This is a genomic window from Massilia sp. GCM10023247 (assembly GCF_042653325.1).
Taxonomy (GTDB): Bacteria; Pseudomonadota; Gammaproteobacteria; order Burkholderiales; family Burkholderiaceae_D; genus Telluria.
This window is the reverse complement of the sequence record NZ_JBHSIB010000022.1, coordinates 232864-248082: the sequence shown is the minus strand read 5'-3', so window position 1 is coordinate 248082 and position 15219 is coordinate 232864. Positions and strand designations below refer to the sequence as shown.

At 63.6% G+C, this 15219-nt stretch carries 13 protein-coding genes and 1 riboswitch; of the genes, 8 read left to right on the top strand and 5 right to left on the bottom strand.

What is annotated here, in order from left to right; all coding sequences use genetic code 11:
- Positions 1 to 82: 82 nt before the first annotated feature.
- The 4 genes from ribB to ACFPAH_RS17900 form a co-directional block, all read right to left on the bottom strand.
- A complete protein-coding gene (gene ribB / locus ACFPAH_RS17915) occupies positions 83 to 727 on the bottom strand; it encodes a 3,4-dihydroxy-2-butanone-4-phosphate synthase (RefSeq protein ID WP_379748011.1) in 645 nt (214 codons plus the stop codon).
- 122 nt (positions 728 to 849) lie between these two features.
- Positions 850 to 997, bottom strand: a riboswitch (FMN riboswitch).
- A 63-nt stretch (positions 998 to 1060) separates the two neighbouring features.
- Positions 1061 to 1474 carry a lactoylglutathione lyase gene (gene gloA / locus ACFPAH_RS17910; RefSeq protein WP_379748009.1) on the bottom strand — a complete coding sequence of 138 codons (414 nt, stop codon included), beginning with the start codon at positions 1472 to 1474 and terminating at the stop codon, positions 1061 to 1063.
- A 156-nt stretch (positions 1475 to 1630) separates the two neighbouring features.
- Positions 1631 to 2062, bottom strand: coding sequence for an OsmC family protein (locus ACFPAH_RS17905; RefSeq protein WP_379748007.1), 432 nt, complete (start codon positions 2060 to 2062; stop codon positions 1631 to 1633).
- 10 nt (positions 2063 to 2072) lie between these two features.
- Positions 2073 to 2384, bottom strand: coding sequence for a hypothetical protein (locus ACFPAH_RS17900; RefSeq protein ID WP_379748005.1), 312 nt, complete (start codon positions 2382 to 2384; stop codon positions 2073 to 2075).
- A gap of 131 nt (positions 2385 to 2515) precedes the next feature.
- On the opposite strand from ACFPAH_RS17900, the gene ACFPAH_RS17895 reads away from it, so the two are divergent.
- From ACFPAH_RS17895 to recN, 3 genes are all read left to right on the top strand, one after another.
- Positions 2516 to 3472, top strand: coding sequence for a DUF3667 domain-containing protein (locus tag ACFPAH_RS17895; RefSeq protein ID WP_379748003.1), 957 nt, complete (start codon positions 2516 to 2518; stop codon positions 3470 to 3472).
- 128 nt (positions 3473 to 3600) lie between these two features.
- Positions 3601 to 4503 (top strand): NAD kinase, encoded by a 903-nt coding sequence (locus tag ACFPAH_RS17890; RefSeq protein ID WP_379748001.1) that lies wholly within the window; start codon positions 3601 to 3603, stop codon positions 4501 to 4503.
- Between the two features lie 33 nt (positions 4504 to 4536).
- Positions 4537 to 6201 carry a DNA repair protein RecN gene (recN, locus tag ACFPAH_RS17885; protein ID WP_379747999.1) on the top strand — a complete coding sequence of 555 codons (1665 nt, stop codon included), beginning with the start codon at positions 4537 to 4539 and terminating at the stop codon, positions 6199 to 6201.
- A 56-nt stretch (positions 6202 to 6257) separates the two neighbouring features.
- Here the strand turns inward: recN and ACFPAH_RS17880 are convergent, their stop codons facing one another.
- Positions 6258 to 8801: an EAL and GGDEF domain-containing protein gene (locus tag ACFPAH_RS17880; RefSeq protein ID WP_379747997.1), complete on the bottom strand. Its 2544-nt coding sequence runs from the start codon at positions 8799 to 8801 to the stop codon at positions 6258 to 6260.
- Positions 8802 to 8977: 176 nt separating this feature from the next.
- Between ACFPAH_RS17880 and ACFPAH_RS17875 the strand changes: the two genes are divergently transcribed.
- The 5 genes from ACFPAH_RS17875 (at position 8978) to dnaJ (ending at position 15073) form a co-directional block, all read left to right on the top strand.
- Complete coding sequence (locus ACFPAH_RS17875) at positions 8978 to 9406, top strand: organic hydroperoxide resistance protein (RefSeq protein WP_379747995.1); 429 nt, start codon at positions 8978 to 8980, stop codon at positions 9404 to 9406.
- Between the two features lie 184 nt (positions 9407 to 9590).
- A complete protein-coding gene (gene hemH, locus ACFPAH_RS17870; protein WP_379747993.1) occupies positions 9591 to 10694 on the top strand; it encodes a ferrochelatase in 1104 nt (367 codons plus the stop codon).
- A gap of 544 nt (positions 10695 to 11238) precedes the next feature.
- A complete protein-coding gene (gene grpE / locus ACFPAH_RS17865; protein WP_379747991.1) occupies positions 11239 to 11784 on the top strand; it encodes a nucleotide exchange factor GrpE in 546 nt (181 codons plus the stop codon).
- A 96-nt stretch (positions 11785 to 11880) separates the two neighbouring features.
- Entirely contained in the window at positions 11881 to 13824 is a 1944-nt protein-coding gene (gene dnaK / locus ACFPAH_RS17860; RefSeq protein ID WP_379747989.1) for a molecular chaperone DnaK, read from the top strand.
- A gap of 124 nt (positions 13825 to 13948) precedes the next feature.
- The gene (gene dnaJ / locus ACFPAH_RS17855; protein ID WP_379747987.1) at positions 13949 to 15073 is read left to right on the top strand and encodes a molecular chaperone DnaJ; all 1125 of its coding nucleotides are present in this window, start codon (positions 13949 to 13951) and stop codon (positions 15071 to 15073) included.
- Positions 15074 to 15219: the final 146 nt, after the last annotated feature.

The following is a 15219-nucleotide window of genomic DNA, read 5'->3' as shown; positions in this document are numbered from 1 at the left end:
ATCGTTGACCGCCGGCATGGGCGAGAATTTGTTCCGAAAAGAAAAACGGCGCCGGAGCGCCGTTCATTCTGCCGGAGCGCTCTCAGGCGCGTGCCTGGCGCCAGGCGATCAGCTCGGCGATGGTCAGGATCGGGAAGCCGCGCTCTTCGGCGAAGCGTTCGATCGCCTCGCCGCGCATCATCGTGCCGTCCGGGTTCATCAGCTCGCAGAGGACGGCGGCCGGCTGCAGGCCCGCCATGGTCGCCAGGTCGACCGATCCCTCGGTATGGCCGGCGCGCGCCAGCACGCCGCCCGGCGTGGCGCGCAGCGGGAACACGTGGCCCGGACGCACCAGGTGCTCGGGTTGGGCGTCCGCGGCGATGGCGGCGCGCACGGTGGTGACCCGGTCCTGGGCCGAGACGCCGGTGCTGATGCCGTCGCGCGCTTCGATCGAGACCGTGAACGGGGTGCCGTAGCGGCTGCCGTTCTCGGCCGCCATGGGCGGCAATTCCAGGCTGCGCACCTTGTCGGCCGACAGGCACAGGCAGACGATGCCGCTGCATTCGCGGATCATCAGGGCCATGCTTTCGACAGTCAGTTTCTCGGCGGCGACGACCAGGTCGGCCTCGTTTTCGCGGTCGAAATCGTCGAGCAGGATGACGGGAATCCCCGCCCGGGTCGCGGCCAGTGCTGCTTCGATGCGGCCGTCCAGGTCAGGACTGTAAAGGGAGTAGGTATTGACTAACATGTGAAACGCTCCTCGCGGTAAGTTGGCGAAAAACGCATCAGGGCAAGCGAAGGCACGCGTGGAGACATGCCGCCGGCCGCCAGGCAGGCTGGCGTACGGACGCATGCTACACGCGCAATCACGCACATCTTCTTTCATCCGGACTATGACCGTCGGCTCTGGCATCGCACCAGATCTGCTGACCCTGTTTCAAGAAAACAGGCGCTCGCGGGCTCGACCGTTGCCGGTCCTACCGCCGGTGGGGAATTCCACCCCGCCCCGAAGACGTATTTTGTTGCCTGGGAATCAGGCAAGGAGATTGTAGCAGCATCGTTTCGATGCTGCCGGGAAGCATCAGCTGTTCAGGCCAGCGCCCATTTCACTGTCCTTGCGCTGGATGAACTCGATCTTGTAGCCGTCCGGATCGGTCACGAAGGCGATCACGGTGCTGCCGCCCTTGACCGGGCCCGGCTCGCGCGTGATGTTGCCGCCGGCCTTGCGCACGGCGTCGCAGGTGGCGTAGATGTCGTCGGCCGAGAGGGCGATGTGGCCGTAGGCGGTGCCCATCTCGTAGCTGTCGACGCCGTAGTTGTAGGTCAGCTCGAGTTCGGCATGGTCGGGATTGCTGCCGTAGCCGAGGAAGGCGAGCTTGTACTTGTATTCGGGATTGTCGCTGGTGCGCAGCAGTTTCATGCCGAGCACGTTCGTGTAGAAGTCGATCGAGCGCTGCAGGTCGCCGACGCGGAGCATGGTGTGCAGGAGGCGCATGGGTTGTCTTTCTGGATAAATCGGAAAGGGGGAATTTTATGCGGTCGCGGCGATCTTTGCCGGGCAGGTGTTCGTGGTTGGCGAGCGTGCGTTGAACGCGTGGACGGCCAAGCCGTCCACGCTACGTCGTCCAGAGACGCCGCTGTTTGTATAAAACTAGTTTTCCAGCCGCGAGCTCATCGTGATGTTCGCGTTGAGGAGCTTCGATACCGGGCAGTTTTCCTTGGCCGTGTTCGCTGCCTGGTCGAAGGCCTCCTGGCTGGCGCCCGGGATCCTGGCGACGAGGTCGAGGTGGACGGCGGTGATCGTGAAGCCATCGCCTTGCTTCTCCATCGACACCGTGGCCGTGGTGCGCAATTCCTGGGCCGTCATGCCGGCCTTGCCGAGCTGGCCGGACAAGGCCATCGTGAAGCAGCCGGCGTGGGCCGCGCCGATCAGTTCTTCCGGGTTGGTGCCGGGGCCGTCCTCGAAACGGGTGTTGAAGCCGTATTGCGCATCCTTCAGGGCGCCGCTGCCGGTCGAGACGGCGCCTTTGCCGTCCTTGATGCCGCCGCTCCAGACGGCGCTGCCGTTGCGTTTGATGGTCATGGGTTTCCTTTCAGCGGTTCTTGCCCGGTACGGGCTCGACCGAATCGTGATCGCGCATCGAACGATGGCGGTCGGGTTGTGGGTTGGCCTGGCCGGTCGCGCCCGGCTTCGGGTCGACGGCTTCGCTGATGCCAGGCGTGTTGCGCAGGTCGGTGTCGACCAGTCCCTGCGCCAGGTCTTCGGCAGCCTGCTTCATGACGCCGCGCGGCTCGGTATCCTGGCCGTCCGGTGCCTCGTCGCGCTCGTGCGGCTGGCGCTTGACGCCGTCGTTTTCGATCTTCGCATCGGTGTTGACGAAGCGATCTTTGGTTTCGGTAACCATTGCTTTCTCCTCTGCTGACTCTTGCATGAATCCTAACCCGTCGAACCGGGCGCAGTCGCGCAATTGGATGATGCTTTTTTGCAATGAAATCGCTACCATGACGGCTTCGACCTTCCTGCCGGACATACGCCTTGAAAAACGCTCCCGAATTGCAGCACGCCGCCGTTTCCTGCCCCAACTGCGGCACCCTGATTGCGGGCAAGTTCTGCCAGGGCTGCGGGCAGCCGGCGCATCTGCACGTGCCGAGCGCGCGCGAATTCCTGCACGAATTCATCGCCCACTATGTCGCGCTCGAGGGCAAGCTGTGGAAGTCGCTGACCCTGCTGCTGTTCCGTCCCGGCCGCCTGACGCGCGACTACATCGAGGGCAAGCGCGCCCGCTATGTCGAGCCGCTGCGCCTGTACCTGAGCTTCAGCATCATTTTCTTTGCGATTTTCAAGCTTGGCGGCGTCAATGTCGGCACCAACGAAGCGGACACGCGCCCCGTGCCGCAGGTGGAAGCGCCGGCGCCGGGCAAGGCGGCCGTGCCCACGCCCCGAGAGGACAAGCAGGCGCGGCTCGAAGCGCGCGCTCCGCAGGACAAGAAACACGACGGCCTGGTCACCTTCGACGAGGGCGACGCCAGCAGGGGAGTGGCATTCGCAGCCTCGATCCATCCGGCGCTGGGCAAGAAGGTCGAGAAGTTCAACGCACTGCCGGGCAAGGAGCGCAGCGCCGCGCTGCTGCGCGCGCTCTCGAGTTATGCGCCGTATGCGATCTTCGCCTTGATGCCGGTGTTCGCGGCCCTGCTCAAGCTGCTCTACCTGGGCTCGGGCCGGCGCTATGGCGAGCACCTGCTGTTCGCCCTGCACACGAATGCCTTCGCCTTCCTGATGCTGAGTTTGCTGCTGATCCTGCCGGACTTCATCCCCCTGCTGGGAGCGGCGCTCATGCTGTGGCTGACCTTCTACCTGCCGACCGCCATGCGCAAGGTGTATGGGGGAGGGCGCCTGCTGACGGCCCTGCGCTGGATCGTGCTGATGACCCTGCACCTGCTGTGCATCGCGATGGCGATCGCGGCCGCCGCCGCACTGGCCGTGATCGCCTGATCTTGCCGGATCACACCCCGTGCCTCTATACTGTGATTTTGTACAGTATTTGATGCGCGGGCGGGTGGCAGGCGCTGGGATTATCGGTTAATCTCCAGCGTGTCCGCCCATCCATCGCCGAGAGACTTATGCCCCTGACACCCGAATCGCAATCGATCATCGCGCTCGTGGTGCGGCAAAACACGGCCGGCATCGAAGAACCGGTGGCGAAGATCGTCGCCTTCCTGCAAGACGCCGGGCGCCGCGTCGTGTTCGAGGCCGACACGGCGGCCCATCTCGGCATGACCGGGGTGGAGTCGATGACGGTTGCCGAAATCGGCGCGCTCGGTGCACTGGTCATCGTCATGGGCGGCGACGGCACCATGCTCGGCATCGCGCGCCAGCTCGCCAAGTACGACATCGCCCTGATCGGCATCAACCTGGGCCGGCTCGGTTTCATCACCGACATCCCGGTCGAGCGCATGCTGCCGGCGCTCGGCGAAATCCTGGAGGGCAAGGGCCGTACCGAAAAACGCACGCTGCTCGAAGGGCGCGTGCTGCGCGGCGGCGAGATGATTTTTTGCGGCGTGGCCGTCAACGACGTCGTCGTCGCCCGCGGCAGCGGCGCCGGCATGGCCGAGCTGCGGGTGACGGTGGACGGCCACTTCATGTACAACCAGCGTTCGGACGGCCTGATCGTCTCCACGCCGACCGGTTCCACGGCCTATGCGCTGTCGGCCGGCGGGCCCTTGCTGCATCCCAGCCTGCAGGGCATCGTGCTGGTGCCGATCGCGCCGCACGCGCTGTCGAACCGGCCGATCGCGATTCCCGACACCAGCGAGATCGTGGTCGAGATCGTCAGCGGGCGCGACATCTCGGTCAATTTCGACATGCAGACGTTCGCCAGCCTGCAGCATGGCGACGAAATCGTCATCTCGCGTTCACCGAACACCATCACCTTCCTGCATCCGGAAGGCTGGAGCTACTACCACACGCTGCGCGAAAAACTGCACTGGCACGAATACCCGTCCCACGACGGCAAATTAAAGTAAATAACAAACCACCCCCGGGAGACCCGTCTTTTCATGCTGCGCACTCTGACCATTCGCGACTTCGTCATCGTCGACGCCATCGAACTCGAATTCGCCCGTGGATTCTCGGTTTTCACCGGCGAGACCGGGGCCGGCAAGTCGATCCTGATCGATGCCTTGCAGCTGGCCCTGGGCGGGCGCGGCGACGCCAGCATGGTGCGCGAGGGCGCGGCCAAGGCCGACATCACGGCCGACTTCGCCCTGACGGACGCCGCCAGCGCCTGGCTCGAGCAGAACGAGTTCGCCGTCGAAGAGGGCGGGGCGCTGCTGCGCCGCGTGATCGACAACGCCGGCCGCTCGAAGGGCTATATCAACGGCACCGCCGCCACCGCCGGCCAGATGCGCGAGCTGGGAGAAATGCTGGTCGACATCCACGGCCAGCACGCGCACCAGAGCTTGTTGAAGTCCGACGCCCAGCGCGCGCTGCTCGACAACCAGATCGCCGTGCGCGATCCCGCCGCTGCGGCCGAGGCGCAGGAAGTGGCCGTCGCCTGGCGCGCCTGGCGTGCGTTATCTCGCCAGCGCGAGGAATACGAAACGAATGCAAAGAACGTGCTGATCGAGCGCGAACGCCTCGAGTGGCAGGTGAGCGAGCTCGACAAGCTGGCGCCGAAACCGGGCGAGTGGACCGAGATCTCCAACGAACACAGCCGCCTGTCGCACGCCGCCAGCCTGATCGAAGGGGCGCAGGAAGCCCTGGCCGCGATTTCCGAATCCGACCACCCGATCCTGTCGCAACTGAGTTCGCTGAACACGAAGCTCGGTAAACTGGTGGACGTCGACGCCGAGCTGCAGACCGTGCTCGACTGCATGGAGCCGGCCCGCATCCAGCTCCAGGAAGCGGTGTACGCGCTGAACCAGTACATCGACAAGGTCGAGCTCGACCCGGACCGCCTGCGCGAAGTCGACGCCCGCATGGACGCGCTGCACAGCGCCGCCCGCAAGTACCGCGTCACGCCCGAAGACCTGCCGGAAGAGCACGCCACGCTGGCGGCCAAGCTGCGCCAGCTGGCCGACGCTTCCGACATGGAGGGATTAAAACGCCAGGAAGCGAAGGCCGAAGCGGCCTACCGCAAGGTAGCCGAGCGGCTCTCGGGCCGGCGCGCCGCCGCCGCCCGTTCGCTGGGCGAGCAGGTCACCAATGCGATGCAGGAGCTGAGCATGGGGGGCGGGCGCTTCGAGGTCGCGCTCAACGCCGGCGAGCCGGGCGCGCACGGCCTCGAGCAGGTCGAATTTTTAGTCGCCGGCCACGCCGGCGTGGCCCCGCGTCCGCTGGCCAAGGTGGCCTCGGGCGGCGAACTGGCGCGCATCTCGCTGGCGATCTCGGTGATCACCTCGAACGCCACCACCACGCCGACCCTGATTTTCGACGAGGTCGACAGCGGCATCGGCGGCGGCGTCGCCGAAGTCGTCGGGCGTTTGCTGAAACGCCTCGGCCAGCAGCGGCAAGTGCTGTGCGTGACCCACTTGCCGCAGGTGGCGAGCCAGGCCAACCAGCACTTCCAGGTGGCGAAAGGCACCACCGGCGAGGGGCGCACCGTCTCGCGCATCGAAGTGCTGAACAACCGGGCGCGCGTGGAGGAGGTGGCGCGCATGCTGGGCGGGATCGAGATTACCGAGACGACGCGCAAGCATGCGCGGGAGTTGCTGGCGTCCTAGCCATCGTCTACCGAATAGTGAGGATGTTCGGCGGGTGCGCTACCTGCCGGCCATCCTCAGGCCTGGCCATGCACGCCCTGCGCCAGCATCAAGCGCTCGAACTGCTCTGCCGGCCCAGGGAGGTGGAAGAAATAACCCTGTCCAAAGTCGCAGCCTGCGCTGCGCAGCAGATCCGCTTCGTCTTCGTTGCCGATGCCCTCGGCGATGACGCGCATGCCCAGCGTGTGCGCCATGTCGATGATGGTCTTGCATAGCGCCAGCTGGCGGCTTCCCGACTGCATGTTGTCGACAAACGCACGGTCGATTTTCAGGAATTCGAAGCGGTATTGCTGGAGATAGGACAGCGAGGAATAGCCGGTGCCGAAGTCGTCGAGCGACAGCGCAAAACCGTGCTCGGACAGTGCGCGCAGGCGGCTTTCGACGTCCAGGTCGTGTTCCAGCAGCGATCCTTCGGTCACCTCGATGACGATCGCGTGAACCGGCAAACCCTGGGTCGCGTGGAAGGCGATGCAGCGATCGATGCTGTCGCCGCCTTTGGCGATCTGCAGTGGCGAGACGTTGATACCGACCTGGATCGGCTGGCCGAGCTCGCGTATCCAGCGCACGGTGTCGCTCACCACGGTATGGAACACCCATTCGCCAATCTCGAAAATCAGGCCGGTTTCCTCGGCCAGCGGAATGAATTCGAGCGGTTGGACCCAGCCGCGCTGCGGATGACGCCAGCGCACCAGCGCCTCCGCCTTGACGACCCTTCCGGTCTGCATGTCGACGATCGGCTGGTAATGCACCTGCAGCTGATGCCGGGCGACGGCCAGGCGCAAGTCGTCGCTCATGCGCCGCCGTTCCTGGGCCCGGTCCTGCATGGCCGGCGAAAAATACGCGTAGCGGTTGCGCCCGAGGCGTTTGGCCTCGTACATTGCCTGGTCGGCGTGCTTCAGCAGGCTGTCGGCGTCGGCCGCATCGCCCGGGAAATGGGTGATGCCGATACTGGCCGACAGGTGCAGGCTCTCGCCGTCGATGCGAAAAGGCTGCGACATCGTGCCCATGATGCTCTGTGCGACCCGGTCGATGACATACGCGTCCTCGTTCTCCAGGTTGTGCATGTTGACGAGCAGGACGGTGAATTCATCGCCGCCCAGGCGCGACACGGTGTCGCTGTCGCGGGTGCAGCGCAGCAGGCGCTGGGCTGCCTCCTTCAGCAACTGGTCGCCGACGTTATGCCCCAGCGTATCGTTGACCTCCTTAAACTGGTCGAGGTCGATGTACAGCAGGGAAAACGCCGGATGCTCGCCACGATGGCTGCTCTTGATCGCCTGGCGCAGGCGGTCGAGGAACAGGTGGCGGTTGGGCAGGCCGGTCAGGCTGTCGTAATTCGTCTGGCGCCACAGCAGTTCCTCGTCCTTCTTGGCGCGGGTGATGTCGCTGGCGATCTCGATGAAATTGCGCACTTCCCCACCGGGCGACTTGATCGCGGTAACGGAGCGCTCTTCGGCAATCAGTTGCCCGTCCTTGCGGCGGCTCCAGATTTCTCCTTTCCAGTGCCCCGCCGCCTGGACGTGGGCGCGCAGGGTTTCGTGCGCGCTACCGCGCTCCAGGTCCGCATCATAAAAGCCGGCTGGGCGGCCGATGACCTCATTGGCTTCATAGCCGCGCATGCGCGTAAACCCCGGGTTGACCATGATGATGTGCCCGGCGGCATCGGCGATGGCGATCGCGTCGCTGCTATGGGCAAACACCAGCGAGGCGCGCGCCATCATCTCCTCGGCTTCCTTGGCCCGGGTGATCTCGGCAAGGGTGCCGAACGCCCGGCTGACCTTGCCGTCGTTGCCTTTGACTGCGCGCCCGTGGCAGCGCAGCCAGATCCAGTGACCGTAGAGGTGACGGATGCGCAGCTCGATCGAGAAAGTAGACAAGTCGCCCGCCCGGATCTGCCGCAGCGTCGTCGCGGCCAGCAGCACATCGTCCGGATGCACAAGCCGGTCCAGCCGGGACGTGTCGAGGTCGAGCGTTTCCGCCACATGGCCCAGCAGCTGCTTGCAATGCCTGGAGAGCAGCACCTGGTTGGTGCCGGCGTGCCAGTCGAAGGTGCCCGATCCGGACGCTTCGAGCGCGAGGCGCGACCGTTCCTCGAGTTCCGCCAGGCGTTCCTGGGCGCGGTAGCGCTCGGTCACGTCGTGCACGGTGCCGATCAGGAGCGGGCAGGTGCCGTCGGCAGAGAAGACCGGCGTGACGGTGACTTCGCCAACCTTGGTGCCGGTGGGATAGTTCGACACCTCGTCCCAGTGCATGCTCTCGCCTGTCTCGATGGCGCGCCGGTACTTGGCGCGCACCAGGTCGACCGATTCGGGCGGAATGACTTCATGGACGAATTTGCCGACCACGGCGTCCGGCGGCAGACCGGTAGTGATTTCGAAGGCGCGATTGACATGGACGAAACGGTATTGCTCGCTGCCCTGGCTGACCTCGAGGACGAAGATCACATCCCGGATACTGTCCTGCAGAAACGAAAACACATTCCCTTCGACGCTGTCGTGCAGTCCCAGCGAGGCCAGCAGGCTGTGGATCTGATCCGAATCGGAGGGGAGAGAGGGAACAGGCATCGGCTCGTGAAAGTAGGTGGAATCGATCCTGCCGATTCGGATGTCCTCTCATGCAGGGCAGTGGACAATTTAACCCATTTCGGGAGTACGGGATACACGGGACGGTGCCGCTAGCGGGCGCGGCATCTCTCATGCATCTGCCACAATCTCCGTCCAACCCAACCATGGAGGAACCCATGAGCATCGAAAAAGTCCTGTACCGCGCCAAGGCCACCTCGCAGGGCGGCCGCGAGGGCAGCTCGCGCAGCGATAACGGCGTGCTGGACGTCAAGTTGACGACGCCGAAGGAACTGGGCGGCAATGGCGCGACCGGCACCAATCCGGAGCAATTGTTCGCCGCCGGCTATTCGGCCTGCTTCCTGGGCGCGCTGAAATTCGTCGCCGGCCAGCAGAAGGTCAAGCTGCCGGAAGAGCTGACGGTGACCGGCGAGGTCGGCATCGGCCAGATCCCGACCGGCTTCGGCATCGAAGTCGACCTCACCGTCCACGGCCCCGGCATGGACCAGCAGCAGCTACAGGCGCTGGTCGACAAGGCGCATATTGTCTGCCCGTATTCGAATGCGACGCGCAACAACATCGACGTGCGCCTGAAGGTCACGACCTGAGCAGTTGAGGCGTCTGCGGCGCCGGATCGGCGCGGCCGTCCGTGGCGGCCGCGCGACACCGGCATGCCGGCAGGCGCGTATGGGCCTTGCCGAACGGCCGCGTTAGTTGGCCGATCGCAAATATCGGTTCGATGGGGTATCCGGCACACATATAATGGAGGCCCCAGCCGCCTCCTGATTGCCCATGCCTTTTAGAAAAGAACCACCCCATACCCACGGTAGCATTGCCCAGAGCGCCATCGTCCTCGTCAACCTCGGCACGCCGGACGCGCCGACCCGTGCCGCGGTCAAGCGCTACCTGAAGCAATTCCTGTCGGACCCGCGCGTGGTCGAGATCCCGCGCCTGGTGTGGTGGTTCATCCTCAACATCTTCATCCTGCCTTTCCGGTCGGGTGCCTCGGCGAAGAAATACCAGACGATCTGGACCCGCGAGGGCTCGCCGCTGAAGGTGCACACCCAGAAGCAGGCCAGCCTGCTGGCCGAGGCGCTGCAGGAGCGCGGCCACGAAGGCGTGCAGGTGCGCATGGCGATGCGCTATGGCTCGCCTTCGCTGCCGGAAGTGCTGGACGCACTCAAGGCCGAGGGCTGCGACCGCATCGCGATCCTGCCCGCCTATCCGCAATATTCCGGCACCACCACCGCCTCGATCTGGGACGCCGTGTTTGCCCACTATAAAAACGTGCGCAACGTCCCCGAGCTGCGCCTGGTCAAGCACTACCATGACCACGAGGGTTATATCGACGCGCTGCACGACATCGTCGAAGCGCACTGGGATGCGCACGGCCGCGGCCAGAAGCTGGTCATGAGTTTCCATGGCGTGCCCAAGCGCACGCTGTTGCTGGGCGACCCGTATTACTGCGAATGCCAGAAGACTGCGCGCCTGCTGGCCGCCCGCCTGCGCCTGTCGCCGGACGACTACGTCGTCACCTTCCAGTCGCGTTTCGGCAAGGCCGAGTGGCTGCAGCCGTACACGGCGCCGACCGTGCAGCAGCTGGCACGCGAGGGCATCAGCCGCGTCGACGTGATCTGCCCCGGTTTTACCAGCGACTGCCTGGAAACCCTGGAAGAGATCTCGATGGAAGTGAAACACGATTTCGAGGCCGCCGGCGGCAAGGAATTTCACTATATTCCTTGCCTGAACGAGTCGCCGACCTGGATCGTCGGCATGGCCGAGATCGCCGAACAGCACCTGATCGGCTGGCCGACGATGATGAGCCCGTCGCAGCGGGAAGCCGAGCGGCGCGATGCCGAGCTGGGGCGCGAGCACGCGGTGCGGCTGGGGGCGTAGCGTCGCCAATACCGGTACCGTCGAGGTTGATTGAGGCCAACGATCGACGCGTGGACGGGGAACCCGTCCACCCTACAGGCAAGCGCTGACCCGTAGGGTGGACGGCTCCGCCGTCCACGCGTTCGACGGACATGCGCACGCTGCTCCATTGCGCTCTGCCGCTCGCATCCGACCCTGGGCCTTAACCTGCTAAAATTGCACGTTTTGGCAACCCAGGCCTACACCCCCGCGTAGCAAATACAGACGGTGGCAAGTGCGGTGTAGACCACGACGGCGCTGCTGATCAAATGCAATTTCATGATGGACTCCCTGGTACGGTCGTTGTTCTAAGGACGACTTCACGCGTCTGGAGACCATGGTAAAACTTCCCGTTATAGAAAGAATCAGCTCAGCGGTAAGTGTTGTAACAAATGTTGTCAAACTTTCCGCTGACAGAGTGGTAATACCCCTTGAAGTTGTAGGAGATCACCCCATATGGGGCGCTGTACGACAAGCAGTTTCCGTCTAATTATTCAGCCAAGTACTTGATTTCAGGAGTTTTTCGATGCAAGACCAAGAAAATCCAGAGGTGATTCCCCAGCCAGAAGGCGAAGCCGCTCCCGCCGCCCAGGCAGCACCTGCCAACGGCGAACCGAGCCTCGAAGAACAGCTGAGCGCGACCGAAGCCAAGCTGGCTGAAATGCATGACGCGTTCATGCGTGCCAAGGCCGAGACCGAAAACATCCGCCGCCGCGCCCAGGAAGACGTCAGCAAGGCGCACAAATTCGCTATCGAAAGCTTCGCCGAGGCCATGGTGCCGGTACGCGACAGCCTCGAGATGGCGCTCAAGGTCGAAGCCCCGACGGTCGAGTCGATCAAGGAAGGCGTCGAAATGACGCTCAAGCAGCTGACCACCGCGTTCGAAAAGAACCGCCTGGTCGAAGTGATGCCTGCACAGGGCGAGAAGCTCGACCCGAACAAGCACCAGGCCGTCGCTGTCGTTCCGGCCGACCAGGAGGCCAATACCGTGGTCTCGGTACTGCAAAAGGGTTACATGATCGCCGACCGCCTGCTGCGTCCGGCCATCGTGACCGCTGCACAGGCAAAATAAGAAAAACACCTGTGCTGATCGGCGAACCCTTGAAAGCACATCGTTTTTCCCAATATTACAAAACATCCGAAACTTAGCATTCAAAGGAAAAAAATCATGGGCAAAATTATTGGTATTGACCTGGGCACCACCAACTCGTGCGTCGCGATCATGGAAAATGGTCAGCCCAAGGTCATCGAAAATGCCGAAGGCGCGCGTACCACGCCGTCGATCGTCGCTTATCAGGAAGATGGCGAGATCCTCGTTGGCGCGCCGGCCAAGCGCCAGGCCGTCACCAACCCGAAAAACACCCTGTTCGCCGTCAAGCGCCTGATCGGCCGCAAGTACGACGAGAAGGAAGTCCAGAAAGACATCGCGCTGATGCCTTACTCCATCGTCAAGGCCGACAACGGCGACGCATGGATCAGCGTGCGCGACAAGAAGCTGGCACCGCCGCAAATCTCGGCCGAAACCCTGCGCAAGATGAAGAAGACCGCCGAAGACTACCTCGGCGAAGAAGTCACCGAAGCGGTCATCACCGTGCCGGCCTATTTCAACGACTCGCAGCGCCAGGCAACCAAGGACGCCGGCCGCATCGCGGGCCTGGACGTCAAGCGCATCATCAACGAGCCGACCGCGGCCGCGCTGGCATTCGGCCTGGACAAGACCGACAAGGGCGACCGCAAGATCGCCGTGTATGACCTCGGCGGCGGCACCTTCGACGTGTCGATCATCGAGATCGCCGACGTGGACGGCGAGAAGCAGTTCGAAGTGCTGTCGACCAACGGCGACACCTTCCTCGGCGGCGAAGACTTCGACCAGCGCGTCATCGACTACATCATCGACGAGTTCAAGAAGATCAACGGCCTCGACCTGTCGAAGGACCCGATCGCCCTGCAGCGCATCAAGGCTTCGGCCGAGCGCGCCAAGATCGAACTGTCGTCGTCGCAGCAAACCGAAATCAACGAGCCGTACATCGCCATGGCGAACGGCGCGCCGGTCCACCTGAACCTGAAGATCACCCGCGCCAAGCTGGAAGCGCTGGTCGAGGAACTGGTCGCCCGCACCATCGAGCCATGCCGCATCGCCATCAAGGATGCCGGCGTGAAGGTCTCGGACATCGACGACATCATCCTGGTCGGCGGCATGACCCGCATGCCGAAGGTGCAAGAGAAGGTCAAGGAGTTCTTCGGCAAGGATCCACGCAAGGACGTGAACCCGGACGAAGCCGTCGCCGTCGGCGCCGCCATCCAGGGTTCGGTCCTGTCGGGCGATCGCAAGGACTTGCTGCTGCTGGACGTGACCCCGCTGTCGCTGGGTATCGAAACCCTGGGCGGTGTGATGACCAAGATGATCCACAAGAACACCACGATCCCGACCAAGTTCTCGCAGGTGTTCTCGACCGCCGACGACAACCAGCCGGCCGTGACCATCAAGGTCTACCAGGGCGAGCGTGAAATCGCAGCGGGCAACAAGGCCCTGGGCGAATTCAACCTCGAAGGCGTGCCACCGGCACCACGCGGCACCCCGCAGATCGAAGTGACCTTCGACATCGACGCCAACGGCATCCTGCACGTCGGCGCGAAGGACAAGGCCACCGGCAAGGAAAACAAGATCACCATCAAGGCCAACTCGGGCCTGACCGAAGAGGACATCCAGAAGATGGTGAAGGATGCCGAGCTGAACGCCGAGGAAGACAAGAAGGTCAAGGAACTGGCGGAAGCGCGCAACCAGGCCGACGCCCTGGTGCACTCGACCCGCAAGTCGCTGACCGAATACGGCGACAAGCTCGATGCCGGCGAGAAGGAAAAGATCGAGGCAGCGATTGCCGACCTCGAAGGCTCGATCAAGTCGGGCGACAAGGCCGACATCGACAACAAGACGGCCGCACTGTCGACCGCTGCGCAAAAGCTGGGCGAAAAGATGTACGCCGATATGCAGGCGCAGCAGGCTGGCGGTCCGGGCGCTGAAGGCGGTGCCCAGCAGGGCGGCGCCGACGCCTCGGCCCAGGCTGACGACGTCGTCGATGCCGACTTCAAGGAAGTGAAAGACGCAAAATAATTTTGCGTGGAAGGGAGCCCGGCTTATCGGGTTCCTGAAGGACCGAGCCGACGCAATCGTTTTATGCGCGGCTCGGTTTTTTTGCTCAGACAGTTCGTATTAGCAGATAACAGCAAGGTGCCAAATGGCAAAGCGTGATTTTTACGAGATCCTTGGGGTCGCGAAGGGTGCGTCGGAAGACGAGATCAAGAAGTCGTATCGCAAATTGGCGATGAAGTACCATCCTGACCGCAACCCGGACAACAAGGAAGCGGAAGAGAAGTTCAAGGAGGTCAAGGAAGCCTACGAGATGCTGACCAATCCGGAAAAGCGCGAGGCCTATGACCGTTACGGTCACGCCGGCGTCGATCCGAACATGGGCGGCGGCGGCGGCTTTGGCGGCGGCGGGTTCGGCGATGCTTTCGGCGACATCTTTGGCGACATCTTCGGCGGCGGCCGTGGCGGCCGCGGCGGTGGTCCGCAGGTGTACCGCGGCGCCGACCTGCGCTACAACCTCGAGATCACGCTGGAACAGGCGGCCAACGGCTTCGACACCACGATCCGCGTGCCGAGCTGGGACAAGTGCGACACCTGCCACGGCAGCGGCGCCAAGCCCGGCACCCAGCCGGTCACCTGCACCACCTGCGCCGGCCACGGCCAGGTGCGCATGCAGCAGGGTTTCTTCAGCATCCAGCAGACCTGCCCGAAGTGCCATGGCAGCGGCAAGATGATCCCGGAGCCTTGCCCATCGTGCAGCGGCGCCGGACGCATCAAGCGCAACAAGACGCTGGAAGTGAAAATCCCGGCCGGTATCGACAACGGCATGCGCATCCGCTCGACCGGCAACGGCGAGCCGGGCACGAATGGCGGCCCGTCGGGCGACCTGTACGTGGAAATCCACATCAAGCCGCACGCCGTGTTCCAGCGCGAAGGCGACGACCTGCATTGCGAAATGCCGATCTCGTTCTCGAAAGCGGCCTTGGGCGGCGAGATCGAAGTGCCGACCCTCACCGGCAAGGTCTCGTTCACCGTGCCCGAAGGCACGCAAACGGGTAAAACCTTCCGCCTCAAGGGCAAAGGCATCAAGGGCGTGCGTTCCGGCTACGCGGGCGACCTGTTCTGCCACGTCGTCGTCGAAACGCCTGTGAAACTGACCGAGAAGCAGAAGGACCTGCTGCGCGAATTCGAGCGCAGCACCAACGAGGGCGGTGCCAAGCACAGCCCGCAAAGCAAGGGCTGGATGGACAAGGTCAAAGACTTCTTCGAATAAGCGATCCGAGATCGACCGCTGATGGCGCAAGCCCTCAGCGGTTTTTTTTTGCCCGGTGCGCCCGGCGTGTTGCGTTTACAATACGCAATGTTCACGAAAACTCACGGAGCGGTGCCGCATGGCATCCTTCCCCAGCAGGAGAATCC

Excerpts from the sequence above, each read along its gene's own strand:
- ribB (WP_379748011.1), bottom strand. The coding sequence starts at position 727 with ATGTTAGTCAATACCTACTCCCTTTACAGTCCTGACCTGGACGGCCGC.
- gloA (WP_379748009.1), bottom strand. The coding sequence starts at position 1,474 with ATGCGCCTCCTGCACACCATGCTCCGCGTCGGCGACCTGCAGCGCTCG.
- ACFPAH_RS17905 (WP_379748007.1), bottom strand. The coding sequence starts at position 2,062 with ATGACCATCAAACGCAACGGCAGCGCCGTCTGGAGCGGCGGCATCAAG.
- ACFPAH_RS17900 (WP_379748005.1), bottom strand. The coding sequence starts at position 2,384 with ATGGTTACCGAAACCAAAGATCGCTTCGTCAACACCGATGCGAAGATC.
- ACFPAH_RS17890 (WP_379748001.1), top strand. The coding sequence starts at position 3,601 with ATGCCCCTGACACCCGAATCGCAATCGATCATCGCGCTCGTGGTGCGG.
- recN (WP_379747999.1), top strand. The coding sequence starts at position 4,537 with ATGCTGCGCACTCTGACCATTCGCGACTTCGTCATCGTCGACGCCATC.
- ACFPAH_RS17880 (WP_379747997.1), bottom strand. The coding sequence starts at position 8,801 with ATGCCTGTTCCCTCTCTCCCCTCCGATTCGGATCAGATCCACAGCCTG.
- ACFPAH_RS17875 (WP_379747995.1), top strand. The coding sequence starts at position 8,978 with ATGAGCATCGAAAAAGTCCTGTACCGCGCCAAGGCCACCTCGCAGGGC.
- hemH (WP_379747993.1), top strand. The coding sequence starts at position 9,591 with ATGCCTTTTAGAAAAGAACCACCCCATACCCACGGTAGCATTGCCCAG.
- grpE (WP_379747991.1), top strand. The coding sequence starts at position 11,239 with ATGCAAGACCAAGAAAATCCAGAGGTGATTCCCCAGCCAGAAGGCGAA.
- dnaK (WP_379747989.1), top strand. The coding sequence starts at position 11,881 with ATGGGCAAAATTATTGGTATTGACCTGGGCACCACCAACTCGTGCGTC.
- dnaJ (WP_379747987.1), top strand. The coding sequence starts at position 13,949 with ATGGCAAAGCGTGATTTTTACGAGATCCTTGGGGTCGCGAAGGGTGCG.